This is a genomic window from Arenimonas metalli CF5-1, from assembly GCF_000747155.1.
In the GTDB taxonomy this organism is placed as follows: Bacteria; Pseudomonadota; Gammaproteobacteria; order Xanthomonadales; family Xanthomonadaceae; genus Arenimonas; species Arenimonas metalli.
The window spans coordinates 26,851-42,524 of record NZ_AVCK01000002.1 but is presented as its reverse complement, the minus strand read 5'-3'; the positions used below and the strand labels follow the sequence as shown (position 1 = coordinate 42,524).

The following is a 15,674-nucleotide window of genomic DNA, read 5'->3' as shown; positions in this document are numbered from 1 at the left end:
GGCGGCCGCTGCGCCTCCGCCCGCCAAGCCCGCGGCGGCGCCTGCTCCCGCGCCCGCCCCCGCCCCCGCTGCCGCGCCGGCGCCGGCTGCCGTCGCCAGACCTGAATCCGCCGCACCGGCCCCGGCCAAGCCGGCCGAAGCCCCGCGCGCTGCGTCGGCGGAGGCGCCCTCGCGCAGCAGCCCGCCCGTCAGCTTCGACGCCGACGCGCTGATGCCGGCCAAGGTGCCGCACGCCAGCCCGGCCGTGCGCCTGTTCGCGCGCGAGCTGGGCGTGGACCTGTCGCAGGTGACGGGCAGCGCCCGCGCCGGCCGCATCAGCAAGGAGGACGTGCAGGCCTTCGTGAAGTCGGCGTTGGCCGGCGGCGGCGCACCCCGCGCGACCGGCGGTGGCGGCGGGCTCGACCTGATCCCGTGGCCGAAGGTGGATTTCGCGAAGTTCGGGCCGGTCGAAAGCAAGCCGCTCTCGCGCATCCAGAAGCTCAGCGGCGCCAACCTCGCGCGCAACTGGGCCATGATCCCGCACGTCACCCAGTTCGACGACGCCGACATCACCGAGATGGAGGCCTTCCGCAAGAAGCTGGGCGAGGAGAACAAGGACACCAAGGTCACGCCGCTGGTGTTCCTGATCAAGGCCGCGGTCGCCGCGCTGAAGAAGTTCCCGAACTTCAACGCCTCGCTCGACGGCGAAAACCTCGTGCTCAAGCAGTACTTCCACATCGGCATCGCCGTGGATACGCCCGACGGCCTCGTGGTGCCCGTGATCCGGGACGCGGACCGCAAGGGCCTGCTGGAACTGGCGAAGGAGCTGGGCGAGATCAGCGCCAAGGCGCGCGACAAGAAGCTGACCTCGGCCGACATGCAGGGCGGCTGCTTCTCGATCAGCTCGCTGGGCGGCATCGGCGGCACCGCGTTCACGCCGATCATCAACGCACCGGAAGTCGCCATCCTGGGCGTGTCGCGCAGCGCGATGAAGCCGGTCTGGAACGGCAAGGACTTCGATGCGCGCCTGATGCTGCCGCTGAGCCTGAGCTACGACCACCGCGTGATCGACGGCGCCGCCGCCGCGCGGTTCACCGCTTACCTGGCCCAGGTGCTGGGCGACCTGCGCCGCCTGCTGCTCTGATGGCCGCGCCGCTGCCCGCCATTCCAGGCGCGGTGCCCGCGCGCATCCGCGTCGCGGCGGTGCAGTACGGGCAGCGGCGGGTCGCCGGCTTCGACGGCTTCGCCGCGCAGGTGGAGGAGTTCGTCCGGGTGGCGGCCGACTACGGCGCCGATTTCATCGTCTTCCCCGAGCTGTTCACCCTGCAGCTACTCAGCGCCGAGTCGTCCATGCTCGATCCGGCCGCGGCGATCGAGCGCCTGAGCCGCCACACGCCCGACGTGACCGCGCTGCTGGTGCGCCTGGCCGACCAGTACCGCATCCACGTGGTCGGCGGCACGCACCCGACCCGCACGCCCGAGGGCGACCTGCGCAACATCTGCTACGTCGCCACCCGCGACGGCGCGCTGCACCGCCGAGACAAGCTGCACATCACGCCCAGCGAGCAGGCCAGCTGGGCGGTCGAGGGCGGCGACGCCGCCGGCGTGATCGAAACCGACGCCGGCCCGGTCGGGGTGATGGTTTGCTACGACAGCGAGTTCCCCGAGCTCGGCCGCCACCTGGTGGACCAGGGCGCGCTGGTGCTGTTCGTGCCCTACTGCACCGACCTGCGAAGCGGGCACCTGCGGGTGTCGCTGAGCTGCCGTGCGCGCGCGGTCGAGAACCAGGTGTACGTGGTCGCGGCCGGCAACGTCGGCCATTGCCCCAACGTCGCCAACTTCGACATCCAGTACGCGCAGTCGGCGGTGTACACGCCCTGCGACGTGATGTTTCCGCCCGAAGGCATCGCCGCCGAGGCCGCGCCGCAGGTCGAGCAGCTGCTGTTCGCCGACCTGGACCTGGCCGCCCTGCGCGAGGCGCGCCGCAGCGGCACCGTCAAGAACCTGCAAGACCGCCGGCCGGAGCTCTACGCCCGCTGGCGCGCCCCCTGATCCCGGAGAGAACGATGGCAAAGATCGAACTGCGCGTGCCCGACCTGGGCGACGACAAGGACGTGCCCGTGATCGAGCTGCTGGTGCAGCCCGGCGACGCGGTGAAGAAGGACCAGGGACTGGTGACGCTGGAGTCGGACAAGGCGACGATGGAGGTGCCGGCGAGCGCCGCGGGCACCATCACCGAGTTGAAGGTGAAGATCGGTGACACCGTTTCTGCCGGCGACCTGATCGCCCTCGTCGAGGCGACGGAGGCTGCCACTGTGGGAGGGACTTCCGTCCCGAACGCCGCGGCCGCCGGAGCGAACACTGCCAAGGGCATCGGGACTGAAGTCCCTCCCACAAGGGCACCCGCCGCTTCGCTGGACAGCGGCGCCAAGGCGGACATCGAGTGCGAAATGCTCGTCCTCGGCGCCGGCCCCGGCGGCTACACCGCTGCCTTCCGCAGCGCCGACCTCGGCCTGGACACCGTGCTGGTCGAGCGCTACGACGCGCTGGGCGGCGTCTGCCTCAACGTCGGCTGCATCCCGTCCAAGGCGCTGCTGCACGCGGCCGAGGTGCTGGTGGAGGCGAAGCACGCCGCCGATTTCGGCATCGAGTTCGGCACGCCGAAGATCGACCTCGACAAGCTGCGCGGCCACAAGGACAAGGTGGTCGGGCAGATGGTGAAAGGCCTGGCCGGCATGGCGAAGCAGCGCAAGGTGCGCACGCTGACCGGCGAGGGCCGGTTCGTGTCGCCGCACGAGCTCGAGGTTCGCACGCAGGAGGGCGTGAAGCGCGTGCGCTTCGCCCAGTGCATCATTGCCGCCGGCTCGCAGCCGGTGAAGCTCGGCGGTTTCCCCTGGGACGATGCGCGGGTGATGGATTCCACCGATGCGCTGATGCTGTCCGACATCCCCAAGTCGCTGCTGGTCGTCGGTGGCGGCATCATCGGGCTGGAGATGGCCTGCGTGTATTCCGCGCTGGGCAGCCAGGTCACCGTCGTGGAGTTCATGGACCAGCTGATGCCGGGCGCCGACAAGGACCTGGTGAAGCCGCTGGCCGACCTGCTGAAGAAGCGCGGCGTGGCCGTGCACCTGGGCTGCAAGGTCGCGAAGGTGGACGCGAAGACGGACGGCCTGCACGCCACCTTCGAGGGCGCGTCGGTGCCCGCGGGCACGAAATACGATCGCGTGCTGGTGTCGGTGGGCCGCGCGCCCAACGGCGGCAAGCTCGACGCCGACAAGGCCGGCGTGCAAGTCACCGACCGCGGCTTCATTCCCGTCGACAAGCAGATGCGCACCAACGTGCCGCACATCTTCGCCATCGGTGACTTGGTGGGCCAGCCGATGCTGGCGCACAAGGCCACGCACGAGGGCAAGCTGGCGGCCGAGGTCGCGGCGGGGCACAAGAAGGAGTGGGTGGCGCGGGTGATCCCGTCGGTGGCCTACACCGATCCGGAGATCGCCTGGGTCGGCGTCACCGAAACCGAAGCCAAGGCCAAGGGCCTCGCGGTCGGCGTGGCGAAGTTCCCATGGGCGGCGTCCGGCCGCGCGGTCGGCATCGGCCGCACCGAGGGCTTCACCAAGCTCATCTTCGACGAGCACACCGAACGCGTGATCGGCGCCGGCATCGTCGGCGTCCACGCCGGCGACCTGATCGCCGAACTCGCCCTCGCGATCGAGATGGGCTGCGAAGCCAGCGACATCGGCCACACCATCCACCCGCACCCCACCCTCAGCGAATCCGTCGCCATGGCCGCCGAAATCCAGGAAGGCACCATCACCGACCTCTACCTCCCCAAAAAGTAACCCAAACAGCAAAACCAAATGAACCAGGTTCATTTGGTTTTGTCAGGCGAAGGCGAGGTAGCAGATCGCGCTCAGGACGGCGACGCCGATGAGATCCAGCACCGCGCCGTGGCGCAGCATGTCGTGGGACGTGACCAGGCCGCTGCCGTAGGCGATGGCGTTGGGCGCGGTGGCGACCGGCAGCATGAAGCCGACGCTTGCGGCCAGCACCGCGGGGAACATGAACAGCGCGGGGTCGACGCCGACGGCGACGCCGGTGGCGGCGAGGATGGGCATCAGCAGCACCGCGGTCGCCGTGTTGCTGGCGATCTCCGACAGCAGCACCACGCCGCCGACGATGCCTAGCAGCAGCAGGGGCAGCGGCAGCGCGCTCAGGCCCGAGAGGCTTTCCGCCACCGCGGCGCTGAGGCCGGACGTCTGGAACGCCGCCGCCAGCGCAATGCCGCCTCCGAACAGCACCAGCGCGCCCCACGGCACCTTCTCCGCCGTCTCCCAGTCCAGCAGCTGGCTGCCGCGCCCGTCGGGAATAACGCACAGCGCCACCACCGCCAGCAGCGCCACGCTGGCGTCGTTCGCGCCCGGCAGGCCCAGCAGCGCGCTCCAGCCGCCGAAAGGCTCGCTGCGGAAGATCCAGGCCAGCGCCGTCAGCGCGAACACCACCAGCACGCGCCGCTCGCCCGGCGTCCACGGCCCGCTGTCGGGCAGCACCGCCGCCGGCGCGCCCGCCAGGCCGCGGCCGAGCCACAGCGCCATCAGCGGCAGGAACACCAGCACCACCGGCACGCCGATCGCCATCCAGTCGAGGAAGCCGTAGCGCGTGCCCGTGGCCTCGGAATACACCTGCATGAACACCAGGTTCGGCGGCGAGCCGATCGGCGTGCCCAGGCCGCCGACACTCGCGGCGTAGGCGATCGCCAGGATCAGCGGCGCGTGCAGCCGCTTGTCCGGATAACCCTCGAGGACCGCCAGCGCCACCGGCAGCATCAGCAGCGTCGTGGCCGTGTTCGAGATCCACATGCTGATCAGTCCGCAGGCCGCGATGAAGCCATACAGCAGGCTGCGCCCGCTGCGGCCACCGAAGGCCCGCACCATCCCCAGCGCCAGCCGCCGGTGGGCGCCGCTGCGCTCGAGCGCGCGCGAGAGCATGAAGCCGCCACCCAGCAGCAGGATCAGCTCATGGCCGTAGCTCTGCGCGACCTGCTTGGCATCCAGCACGCCCAGCAGCGGCAGCACCGCCAGCGGCAGCAGCGCCGTCACCGGCCCGCGCACCGGCTCGAGGATCCACCACAGCGCGCACCAGAGCGTCAGCCCCACCGTGGCCGCCAGCGCGTGGGCACTGCCGCCGTTGACCAGCAGGAAATACGCCGCCAGGGCCGCCGCGGGTCCCGAAACCAGTGCCACGCGTCGCAGGGTCATGGGCTCGGTCTCATCGGTAAAGAAAATGAACCCGGTACCGATTTATTTCGGGTCGGCGGGGCGGGAGGCGGGGTCGAGGGCGAGGGCGGCCTTGGCCAGCAGGTGGGCGCTGACCGGCGCGGTCATGAACAGGAACAGCGTGATCAGCAGCTCGCGCAGGCTGGGCTGCCCCTGCACCAGCTGCCACAGCATCGCCGCGATCAGCACGCCGCCCACGCCGAGCGTGCTGGCCTTGGTCGGGCCGTGCAGGCGCAGGTAGAAGTCGCCCAGCTTGGCCAGGCCCCAGGAGCCGACGAGGGCGAAGCCGCCGCCGAGCAGCAGCATCGCGCAGACCAGGATTTCCATGAGCGCGCTCATTCGATGATGTCCCGGCGGATCACGAACTTCGACAGCACCACCGTGCCCACGAAGCCCAGCATGGCGATCACCACCGCCGCCTCGAAGTGGATCGTGCTGCCCTGCCGCAGTCCCACCAGCACCAGCAGCGCGATCGTGTTCACGTACAGCGTGTCCAGCGCCAGGATGCGGTCGGGCAGGGTGGGGCCACGCAGCAGGCGGAACAGGTTCAGCAGCATCGCCAGGGCGAACAGCCCCAGCGTGATGTCCAGGCAGGTTTCGATCACGGGAAGATCTCCCTGAGCGGGGACTCGTAGCGCTGCTTGATCTGGGCGATCGTCGCGGCGGCATCGTCGAGGTGGAAGCAGTGCACCAGCAGGTGGCGGCCATCGGGCGCCAGTTCGGCCGACAGCGTGCCCGGCGTCATGGTGATGATGCCGGCCAGCGCGGCGATGCCGTGCGGGTTGGTGATCTCGAGCGGGATCCAGACGAAGCCCGGGTGGATCTTCGATTCACGGCCCAGGATGCGCCCGGCGACTTCAAGGTTGGACATCACGATGTCGCCCAGCACCCGCAGGCCCAGGCGTACCGCCAGCAGCGGCCGCCGGATGCCTGCGCTTTCGCCGCGCAGGCGCTGGGCGGCGAGCGGCAGCAGCACCGCCAGCACCGCGGCCAGCAGCAGGTGGGCCGGGTCCAGCGTGGCCGCCAGCAGCAGCCACACCACGAAGACCGCCAGGCTGAGCAGCGGCGCGGGGAACCAGGCCTTCATGGCGACACCCCCGGCCGCGGCAGCGCGCCGCGCACCTGCTCGATGTAGCCCGCGGGCGACATCAGCTGCGCCCCGGCGTCCTGCGCGTAGCGAAGCGCCGGCCCGCCGGCCACGGCCAGCAGCACGCCCAGCGCCAGCAGCGCGATCGTCGCCCCGACCTCGGCCCGGCGCAGCGCAGGCACGCGCCCGGCCGCCGGCACCTCGCCGCCTTCGCGCCAGAACACATGGCTGCCGGCGCCGGCCAGCGCGATCAACGTCAGCACGCCGGTGCCCAGCAGCACCGGCCACAGCCAGGCCACGTGCGCCTCCGGCACCGCCGCCAGCAGGCTGAACTTGCCGATGAAGCCCGACAGCGGCGGCAGCCCGGCCACCGACAGCGCCGCCAGCAGGAATAGCGAGCCCAGCAGCGCCTTCGGCCCCAGCCGGTCGAACTTGCGCAGGCTGTCGCCGGCGTTGTCGCGCTGCTTGCGCACCAGGTCGGCCAGCAGGAACAGCGCGCCGCCCACCAGCGTGCTGTGCACGAGGTAATAGAGGCCCGCGCCCACGGCGTCGGCGCTCGCCAGCCCCAGCGCGATGAACAGCGTCGCCGCCGAACCCAGTACCAGGTAGGCGGCCAGCAGCCGCAGCGAGGGCGCGGCCAGCGCGCCCAGCGTCGCCAGCACCAGCGTCGCCGCGCCCAGCGGCAGCAGCCAGGGCCAGGCCAGCCCGGCCAGCGCACCGGCCTCGGCGCCGAACACCAGGCTGAAGACACGCAGCACCGCGTACACGCCCAGCTTGGTCATGATCGCGAACATCGCCGCCACCGCCGCCGGGCTGCGCGCGTAGGTTTCCGGCAGCCAGAAGTACAGCGGCAGCAGCGCCGCCTTGGCGCAGAACACCACCAGCAGCAGCCCCGCCGCCGCCTTCAGCGGCGCTGCCTCGGCCGCCGGCACCTGGCCGACGCGATGCGCGAGCTCGGCCATGTTCAGCGCGCCGGTGAGCCCGTAGATGAAGCCCAGCGCCACCAGGAACAGCGTCGATGCGGTGATGTTGAAGGCCACGTACTGCAGGCCGCTGCGCATCTGCAGCCCGCGCCCGCCGCTGAGCAGCAGGCCGTAGGACGCGATCAGCAGCACCTCGAAGAACACGAACAGGTTGAACAGGTCGCCGGTGAGGAAAGCGCCGTTGAGCCCCATCAGCTGGAACTGGAAGAACACGTGGAAATGCGGCGCGCGCCGGTCCCAGCCACCGGCCGCGAACACCAGGCAGGGCAGGGCCAGCAGCGCCGTCGCCAGCAGCATGATGGCGGCCAGCCGGTCGGCCACCAGCGCGATGCCGAGGTGCGCCGCCCAGTTGCCGACCAGGTAGACGCGGGTGCCGCCGTCGTCGGCCTGCAGCGCCAGCGCGCCGGCGAGGGCGATGCCGCCGAGGCAGGCCAGGGTGCCGATCCAGCGCTGCACCTGCACGCGCCGCGTGCCCAGCACCAGCAGCAACAGGCCCGCCAGCAGCGGCAGCAGGATCGGCGCAACCACCAGGTGCGGGCTCACGGGCCATCCCCCGGCCGCGGCTCGTCACCGTCGACGTGGTCGGTGCGGCTCTCGCCACGGCTGCGGATCGCCACCACCAGCAGCACCGCCGTCATCGCAAAGGAAATCACGATGGCAGTCAGCACCAGCGCCTGCGGCAGCGGGTCGGCGTGGTTGGCCAGCGTGGGCGCCAGGCCCTCGGCGACGATCGGCGGCTTGCCCACCACCAGCCGCCCCATGCTGAAGATCAGCAGGTTCACGGCATACGACAGCAGGGTCAGGCCCAGGATGACGTCGAAGCTGCGCGCGCGCAGCAGCAGGTAGACGCCGCCCGCGACCAGCACCCCGATGAAGCTCGACAGCGCCAGCTCCATCAGCCGCCCCTCCGCGCGCCGGGCGCCCGCACGCTGCCCATCATCCCCAGCATCAGCAGGGTGCCGGCGGCCACCACAAGGTAGACGCCGGTGTCGAAGGCCATGGCGCTGGCCAGGGGAAGTTTGCCGAGCAGGGGCACGGCGACGTAGTCGGTATGGCTGGTCATGTAGGGATAGCCGAGCAGCCAGCTGCCCAGGCCGGTGAGCAGCGCGGCCGCGAGGCCCAGGCCGATCACGCGCGGGTAGTCGAAGCCCAGCCGCTGCTCGACGTAGTCGGTGCCCGACAGCACGTACTGCAGCAACATCGGCACCGCCAGCACCAGGCCGGCGATGAAGCCGCCGCCGGGCAGGTTGTGGCCGCGCAGGAAGAGGTAGAGCGACACCGCCAGCGCCAGCGGCAGCAGCAGGCGCGCCACCAGGTTGGGGATCAGCAGCGGGTCGGGCGTGCCGTCGACCACGCGCTCGGGCCGCAGGCGCACGTGGCGCAGCAGCGCGTGCACGATCAGGCCCGCGACGCCGAACACGGTGATCTCGCCGAGCGTGTCGAAGCCGCGGATGTCGACCAGGATCACGTTCACCACGTTGGTGCCGCCGCCCTCGGGCAGCGACAGCGCGAGCATCTCGGTCGCCACCGTGTCCAGCGGGCGGGTGATCGCCGCATGCACCAGCGCCGCGGTGCCGCCGCCGGCCGCGAGCGCGATGGCCGCGTCGCGCCATCGGCGCAGGCGCGAACGCTCGACCGGCGATTCCTCCGGCAGGTAGTTCAGCGCCAGCAGCATCAGTGCGATCGTCACCATTTCCACCAGCAGCTGGGTCAGGGCCAGGTCGGGCGCCGACAGCAGCAGGAAGGCCAGGCTCACCGCCAGGCCCACCGCGCCCATCACCACCAGCGCCAGCAGGCGGTGGCGGTGCAGCGCGACGGTGGCCAGCGTCGCCGCCACGCCGACCGCCCACACCAGCCAGCCCAGCGGCGGCATCGGCTGCGAACCGCCGGGCGACAGCGACGCCGCCAGGAAGGGCGTGGCGCCCATCACCAGCGCCGCCAGCACCATCAGGCCGAGGTAGCGCTGCAGGCTGCCGTTCTCGAGCGTGGCGGTAAGGCGGCCGGCCCACGCGATCGCGCGGTCGGTCTTCCACTCGAACACCCGGCGCCCCAGCGAGTCGTAGCTGATGCCGTAGAGATCGATCAGCCGCTTGATGCCGAAGTAGAGCGCGATGCCGGCGGCCAGGCCGAACAGGCTCATCATCAGCGGCACGTTCAGGCCGTGCCAGATCGCCAGGCTGTAGGCCGGCACGTCGTCGCCGAGCACGCCGGTGGCCGCGGCGTGCAGCACCGGCGCGATGGTCAGCGCCGGCACGATGCCGACCGCGAGGCAGACCACCACCAGCACTTCCACCGGGATGCGCATCCAGCGCGGCGGCTCGTGCGGGGTCGTCTCGATCCGCAGCGGGCCCGGTCCGAAGAAGGTGTCGTCCACGAAGCGCAGGCTGTAGGCGACGCCGAACGCGCCCGCCAGCACCGCCGCCGCCGCCACGCCCCAGCGCATGAACTGGTGGCCCTCGACCTCCAGCGCCTCGGTGAAGAACATTTCCTTCGAGAGGAAGCCGTTGAGCAGCGGCACCCCCGCCATCGCCAGCGAGGCGATGATCGCCAGCGCGCCGGTGTAGGGCATCAGCTTGAACAGCCCGCCCAGCCGGCGCATGTCGCGCGTGCCGGTCTCGTGGTCGATGATGCCGGCGGCCATGAACAGCGAGGCCTTGAAGGTGGCGTGGTTGATGATGTGGAACAAACCCGCCACCACCGCCATCGGCGTGGAGAGCCCGAACAGCAGCGTGATCAGGCCCAGGTGCGAGATGGTGGAGTAGGCCAGCAGGCCCTTGATGTCGTGCTGGAAGATCGCGTGCCAGCTGCCCACCAGCAGCGTGACCGCGCCGATGCCGCTGACCACGTAGAAGAACAGGTCGCTGCCCGCCAGCGCCGGGTGCAGGCGCGCGAGCAGGAACACGCCGGCCTTCACCATCGTCGCCGAATGCAGGTAGGCCGACACCGGCGTCGGCGCCGCCATCGCGTGCGGCAGCCAGAACTGGAACGGGAACTGCGCGCTCTTGGTGAACACCGCCAGCAGCACCAGCCCCAGCGCCGCCGGGTACCACGGGCTGGCGAGGATCTGCGGGCCCGCCGCCAGCACCACGTCCAGTTCGTAGCTGCCGGCGATGCGGCCCAGCAGCACCACGCCGCCCAGCAGCGCCAGGCCGCCGGTGCCGGTGATGGCCAGCGCCATGCGCGCGCCCTCGCGGGCATCGCTGCGGTGGTTCCAGAAGCCGATCAGCAGGAAGGAGCTGACGCTGGTGAGCTCCCAGAACACCGCCATCAGGATCAGGTTGCCGGCCACCACCAGCCCCAGCATCGAGCCCATGAACAGCAGCAGGAAGCAGAAGAAGCGCGGCATGCTGTCTTCTTCGCTGAGGTAGTAGCGGGCGTAGAGCACGATCAGGCCGCCGATCGCCAGCACCAGGCCGGCGAACATCCAGGCCAGCCCGTCCAGCCGCAGCGACACGGCCAGGCCCAGCGTCGGCACCCACTCGGTGAGGCTGCGCACGCCTTCCCCGGACAGCACGGGCGGCGTGAGCAGCGCCAGCAGGACCAGCCCGGCCACGGGGGCCAGGCCCGCCAGCCACGCGGCGGTGCGGCGGCGTTCGCGCGGCAGCAGCCCGATGGCCAGGGCCAGGACGAAGGGAATGGCTAGCAGTGCCTCGAGCATCGCGTTCCTTGCTGGTCGGCGCCCCGCGGCCAGCGGCGCGGGGCGGCGGTCGGGTCCGGCGCCCCGGGGGACGACGATCGGCCCGGAAGTCTAACCCATGCGTTTGTCGCGCCCGTGTCGTGACCGCGGCGCTATGCTCGGCGCATGGAAGAACGCAGATCCCCGGATGTCCCGCCATGGCTCGTGTTCGGGCTCAGCGGGCAAGTGGGCACGGCCTTCGCGCAGGCGCTGGCGCCGGGCGATCCGCCCTGCGTGGCGGTGTCGCGGCAAGCGCGCGCGCCGCAGCGGGGCGTGCGCTGGGTGCAGGCCGGGCTGGACGACTTCGAGGGGCTGCCCGCGGCCGGCGCCATCGCCAGCCTCGGGCCGCTGGATGCGTTCGCCGACTGGCTCGAGCGCTCGCCGCTGGCGCCGGCGCGGGTGGTGGCCCTGGGTTCGACCAGCGTGCATGCCAAGCGCGATTCCGCCGAGGCCGGCGAGCGTGCGCTCGCGGTGTCGCTGCGCACGGCCGAACTCCGCTTGGCCGCGGTCGCCGCCGCGCGCGGCATCGCCCTGACCGTGCTGCGCCCGACCCTGGTCTACGGCAACGGCCGCGACCGCAACCTCAGCCGGCTGGTGGCCGCCGCGCGCCGCTGGCGCCTGCTGCCGCTGCCAGCCTCGGCCCGCGGGCTGCGCCAGCCCGTGCACGTCGAGGACGTCGCCGCGGCGGTGTTGGCCTGCCTGCGCGAACCGCGGCCGCGCCCCGGCTTCTTCGACCTGCCGGGCGGCGAGACGCTGCCCTTCGACCAGATGGCGGTGCGGGCGATCGCGGCCGGCGCGCCCGGCGCCCGGGTGCTGCGGGTCCCGGGATGGGTGTTCCGGCTGGCGGTTCGCGGCCTGCGCTGGCTGACCCGGACGCCGGGGCTCGGCGAGGGTTTCCTCGACCGCCTGGGGCAGGACCTGGTCTACGACGGCGGCCCCGCGCGGACGGCGCTGGGCCACTCGCCGCGCGGTTTCCGGCCCGGTCCCGAGGCCTTCCCGCCGCGTGCTGCGCCGCAACATGGGGAAGCGTGACCGGCACCATACGCGGGAGCATTGCCAAATCCTAACGAACAATTAATATGCCTAGAGGAAATGCTCTAGAGTCTGGGGGGAGCCAGAACCGTCATGAAGAACAATTCCTTTGCGGCGTTACTCCACCCGCCCCTTGATGCCACCGCATTTGGTGGTGCCCCGATTACCGCACGCAAGCCCTGACCCGAGGATCCACCCATGAAGAAACTGCATGCAAACCACGGGCGGGCCGCTCGTGCCCCGCTGGCCGCCGCCGTCGCGCTCGGCCTCGTGCTTGCCCCGGCCGCCCAGGCCTTCGAGTTCTCGCGCGGCGAGCTCTCGGGCAGCTGGGACACCACCGTGTCCTACGGCTACTCGTGGCGCGTCGAGGAGCAGGACGAGAACCTGATCGCCAAGTCCTGGTTCAACCCGCTGCTTTGCGCGCAGAACTTCCCGCTCGGCGCGATCCCGGTCGGCCCGGGCCGCTGCACCTCGACCGGCGGCGTGCCGGGCGCCCCCTCGCAGATCGCCGCGCCGGGCCGCTTCTCGGTCAACCGCGACGACGGCAACCTCAAGTACAACGACGGCGACGCGATCTCCAGCGCCTTCAAGATCACCTCCGAAGTCAGCCTGACCTGGCGTGACTGGGGCGCGTTCGCCCGCGGCACCTTCTTCCACGACTTCGAGAACGAAGGCCGCGACGACCTCACCGAGATCGCGCAGGACCGCATCGGCCAGCGCTTCCGCATGCTCGACATGTTCGTCTACAAGAACTTCGAGCTCGGCGAGGAAGGCCAGCTCGGCGGCACCGTCCGCGTCGGCCGCCAGGTGGTGAGCTGGGGCGAGGGTACCTTCATCCAGAACGGCATCAACGTCATCAACCCGGTCGACCTGTCCGCCCTGCGCGTGGCCGGCGCCGAGCTGAAGGAAGCCTTCCTGCCGATCGACATGGCCTGGGCCTCGATCAACCTGTCCGAGAACGTGGCCCTCGAGGCCCTGTACATGTTCGAGTTCGAGGAAATCGAAGTCGATGCCGCCGGCACCTACTTCAGCTCCAACGACTTCGGCACCCCGGGCGGCACCTACGTGATGCTGGGCTTCGGCACCACGCCGCAGCCGGTGTACAACCCCGAGAACTTCTTCTCCACCTGCTACAACGGTCCGGCCGGCTTCGCCACCTCGGATCGCTTCGCCGACCTCGCCGCGATCTACGGCCCGGCCACCGCCGGCCAGATCATCGCCATCGGCTGCGGCAACGCCGTCGGCCGCATCGAGGACCGCGCCGCCGATGACGCCGGCCAGTACGGCATGGCGCTGCGCTGGTACGCCGAGGCCCTGAACGAAACCGAGTTCGGCTTCTACTTCCTGAACTACCACAGCCGCGTGCCGCTGCTCTCGGGCCGCGCCGTCAACAACCCGCTCGTGGGCGCCGCCAGCGGCCGCTTCTTCGTCGAGTATCCGGAAGACATCCAGCTGTTCGGCATGAGCTGGAACACCACGCTGCCGGGCGGCGTTGCCTGGCAGGGCGAAATCAGCCACCGCCCGAACGCCCCGCTGCAGGTCGACGACGTCGAGCTGCTGTTCGGCGCGCTGAGCCCGCTCAACCCGTTCATCCCGGTGCCGGCGCTACGCTTCAACAGCCAGCTGGGCAGCTTCGCCCTCGGCCAGGAAGTCCGTGGCTGGCGCGAGCATGAAGTCAGCCAGATCCAGATGACCTTCACCAAGGCCTTCGCCGAGGTGCTGGGCGCCAACCAGGTCGCCCTGGTCGGTGAAGTCGGCGCCACCGAGGTCTGGGACCTGCCGGACGCCTCCGTGCTGCGTTACGAAGGTGAAGGCACCGACACCGGCGGTGGCTGCGACGTCGCCGACGTCGCCGCGGCCGGCTTCCCGGGCGCGGGCGCCCTGCAGTTCGGCTGCCTGCGCAACCCGCAGACGCTGGGCGGCGGCTTCCCGACCGCGTTCTCGTGGGGCTACCGCCTGGCGGCCCGCGCCGATTACGCCAGCGCCTTCGGCACCCCGCTCACGCTGTCTCCGCGCATCGCGTTCAACCATGACGTCAGCGGTACCACCCCGGGGCCGGGCGGCAACTTCCTCGAGGACCGCAAGTCGCTGACCCTCGGCGTCGAAGCGAACTACCTCAACAAGCTGGTCTTCGACCTGAGCTACACGCAGTTCAGCGGCGCCAAGCAGTTCAACCAGATCCACGACCGCGACTTCGCGTCGTTCACCGTCAAGTATTCGTTCTGACGCCAACAGGGAGGCAGAGGATGAAAATCATCAAGAAGCACGCGTTGACCGCACTCGTCGGCGCGATCGTGCTGGGCAGCGGCGCCGCGCAGGCCGCGGTCAGCGCGCAGGAAGCGGCCAAGCTCGGCCAGAGCCTGACCCCGATCGGCGCCGAGAAGGCGGGCAACGCGGCGGGCACCATCCCGGCGTGGGACGGCGGCATCGTCCGCCCGCCCGCGGGTTTCCGCGTGGGCACCTTCCATCCGGATCCGTTCGCGGCCGACAAGGCGCTGTACTCGGTCACCCGCGCCAACGTCGCCCAGTACGGCGAGGTGCTGACGCCGGGCCAGAAGGCGATGTTCGCCAAGTACCCGACCTTCCGCATGGACGTGTACCCGACCCGCCGCAGCGCCTCGTTCCCGCAGCGCACCTATGACTTCACCAAGCGCAACGCGACCCAGTGCAAGCTGGTCGCCAATGGCGAAGGCATCCAGGGCTGCGCCGAGGGCATCCCGTTCCCGATCCCGCAGAACGCCTACGAGCTGATCTGGAACCACAAGCTCAAGTACAAGGGCCTGTCGGTGGTCAGCTACTCGAACCAGGCGGCCCCGACGGCCGGCGGTGCGTTCACGCTGATCAAGCTGCGCGAGGAAATCCTGGGCCTGTACTACAAGCCGGGCAACACCACCGAGAACATCAACAACATCCTGCTGTACTTCAAGCAGGAAGTGCTCGGCCCGGCCCGCCTCGCCGGCCAGGTGCTGCTGGTGCACGAAACCCTGAACGCGGCCGCCGCGCCGCGCCAGGCGTGGGTGTACAACCCGGGCCAGCGCCGCGTGCGCCGCGCCCCGAACGTCGCCTACGACAACCCGGGCACCGCGTCCGACGGCCTGCGCACCAATGACATGACCGACATGTTCAACGGCGCGATGGACCGCTTCGACTGGACCGTGGTCGGCAAGAAGGAAATGCTGGTCCCGTACAACTCGTACCGGGCCCACAGCGACAAGGCCAAGGTCCGCGACCTGATCCGCCCGGGCCACCTCAACCCGGACCTCATGCGCTACGAGCTGCATCGCGTGTGGGTGGTCGAGGCCAAGCTCAAGGCCGGCCAGCGCCATATCAACAGCCGCCGCACCTTCTACCTGGACGAGGACAGCTACCAGATCCTGCTGACCGACCACTACGACGGCCAGGGCAACCTGTGGCGCTACTCCGACGCGCCGTCGATCAACTACTACGAGGTGCCGACCTTCTGGTCCACCCTCGAGACCCACCACGACCTCAAGTCCGGCCGTTACATCACCGGCCTGCTGGACAACGAGGACAAGCCGCGCGACTTCGGCTACCAGAGCACCCCGGCGAACTACTCGCCGCAGAACCTCCGCACCGCGGGCGTTCGCTGATCCCCAGTGGTTGATTCACCAGCCGCGCCC

General features: G+C 70.7%; 13 protein-coding genes. 6 read left to right on the top strand and 7 right to left on the bottom strand.

Going from position 1 to position 15,674, the window contains the following annotated elements; genetic code table 11:
• The 3 genes from N787_RS00680 to lpdA all read left to right on the top strand — a co-directional run.
• A partial coding sequence (locus N787_RS00680) for a 2-oxo acid dehydrogenase subunit E2 (protein WP_034210034.1) occupies nt 1-1,123 on the top strand: 1,123 nt, incomplete at its 5' end.
• Nucleotides 1,123-2,031: a carbon-nitrogen hydrolase family protein gene (locus N787_RS00675; RefSeq protein ID WP_052574991.1), complete on the top strand. Its 909-nt coding sequence runs from the start codon at nt 1,123-1,125 to the stop codon at nt 2,029-2,031. The genes N787_RS00680 and N787_RS00675, both read left to right, overlap by 1 nt.
• Nucleotides 2,032-2,045: 14 nt before the next feature.
• Entirely contained in the window at nt 2,046-3,821 is a 1,776-nt protein-coding gene (gene lpdA, locus N787_RS00670) for a dihydrolipoyl dehydrogenase (RefSeq protein ID WP_034210010.1), read from the top strand.
• A gap of 42 nt (nt 3,822-3,863) precedes the next feature.
• Here the strand turns inward: lpdA and N787_RS00665 are convergent, their stop codons facing one another.
• Genes N787_RS00665 through N787_RS00635 form a run of 7 tightly spaced genes read right to left on the bottom strand, consistent with a single transcriptional unit; the run spans nt 3,864 to nt 10,983 of the window.
• Nucleotides 3,864-5,237, bottom strand: a complete 1,374-nt coding sequence (locus tag N787_RS00665; RefSeq protein WP_034210008.1) for an SLC13 family permease — start codon at nt 5,235-5,237, stop codon at nt 3,864-3,866.
• Between the two features lie 42 nt (nt 5,238-5,279).
• On the bottom strand, nt 5,280-5,594 hold the full coding sequence (locus N787_RS00660) for a Na+/H+ antiporter subunit G (RefSeq protein WP_034210007.1): 315 nt from the start codon (nt 5,592-5,594) through the stop codon (nt 5,280-5,282).
• Nucleotides 5,591-5,812 carry a K+/H+ antiporter subunit F gene (locus N787_RS00655; RefSeq protein ID WP_245593928.1) on the bottom strand — a complete coding sequence of 74 codons (222 nt, stop codon included), beginning with the start codon at nt 5,810-5,812 and terminating at the stop codon, nt 5,591-5,593. The genes N787_RS00660 and N787_RS00655 overlap by 4 nt, the downstream gene beginning before the upstream one ends.
• Nucleotides 5,813-5,856: 44 nt before the next feature.
• A complete protein-coding gene (locus N787_RS00650) occupies nt 5,857-6,342 on the bottom strand; it encodes a Na+/H+ antiporter subunit E (RefSeq protein ID WP_034210004.1) in 486 nt (161 codons plus the stop codon).
• Complete coding sequence (locus N787_RS00645; RefSeq protein WP_034210003.1) at nt 6,339-7,868, bottom strand: monovalent cation/H+ antiporter subunit D; 1,530 nt, start codon at nt 7,866-7,868, stop codon at nt 6,339-6,341. Before N787_RS00645 ends, N787_RS00650 begins: the two co-directional genes overlap by 4 nt.
• A complete protein-coding gene (locus tag N787_RS00640; RefSeq protein ID WP_034210002.1) occupies nt 7,865-8,221 on the bottom strand; it encodes a Na+/H+ antiporter subunit C in 357 nt (118 codons plus the stop codon). Before N787_RS00640 ends, N787_RS00645 begins: the two co-directional genes overlap by 4 nt.
• On the bottom strand, nt 8,221-10,983 hold the full coding sequence (locus N787_RS00635) for a monovalent cation/H+ antiporter subunit A (protein ID WP_052574990.1): 2,763 nt from the start codon (nt 10,981-10,983) through the stop codon (nt 8,221-8,223). Before N787_RS00635 ends, N787_RS00640 begins: the two co-directional genes overlap by 1 nt.
• Nucleotides 10,984-11,127: 144 nt before the next feature.
• On the opposite strand from N787_RS00635, the gene N787_RS00630 reads away from it, so the two are divergent.
• From N787_RS00630 to N787_RS00620, 3 genes are all read left to right on the top strand, one after another.
• Nucleotides 11,128-12,033 carry an SDR family oxidoreductase gene (locus tag N787_RS00630; RefSeq protein WP_156968846.1) on the top strand — a complete coding sequence of 302 codons (906 nt, stop codon included), beginning with the start codon at nt 11,128-11,130 and terminating at the stop codon, nt 12,031-12,033.
• A 198-nt stretch (nt 12,034-12,231) separates the two neighbouring features.
• The gene (locus N787_RS00625) at nt 12,232-14,259 is read left to right on the top strand and encodes a DUF1302 domain-containing protein (protein WP_034210001.1); all 2,028 of its coding nucleotides are present in this window, start codon (nt 12,232-12,234) and stop codon (nt 14,257-14,259) included.
• 20 nt (nt 14,260-14,279) lie between these two features.
• Complete coding sequence (locus N787_RS00620; protein WP_156968845.1) at nt 14,280-15,644, top strand: DUF1329 domain-containing protein; 1,365 nt, start codon at nt 14,280-14,282, stop codon at nt 15,642-15,644.
• The last annotated feature ends 30 nt before the right edge of the window (nt 15,645-15,674 follow it).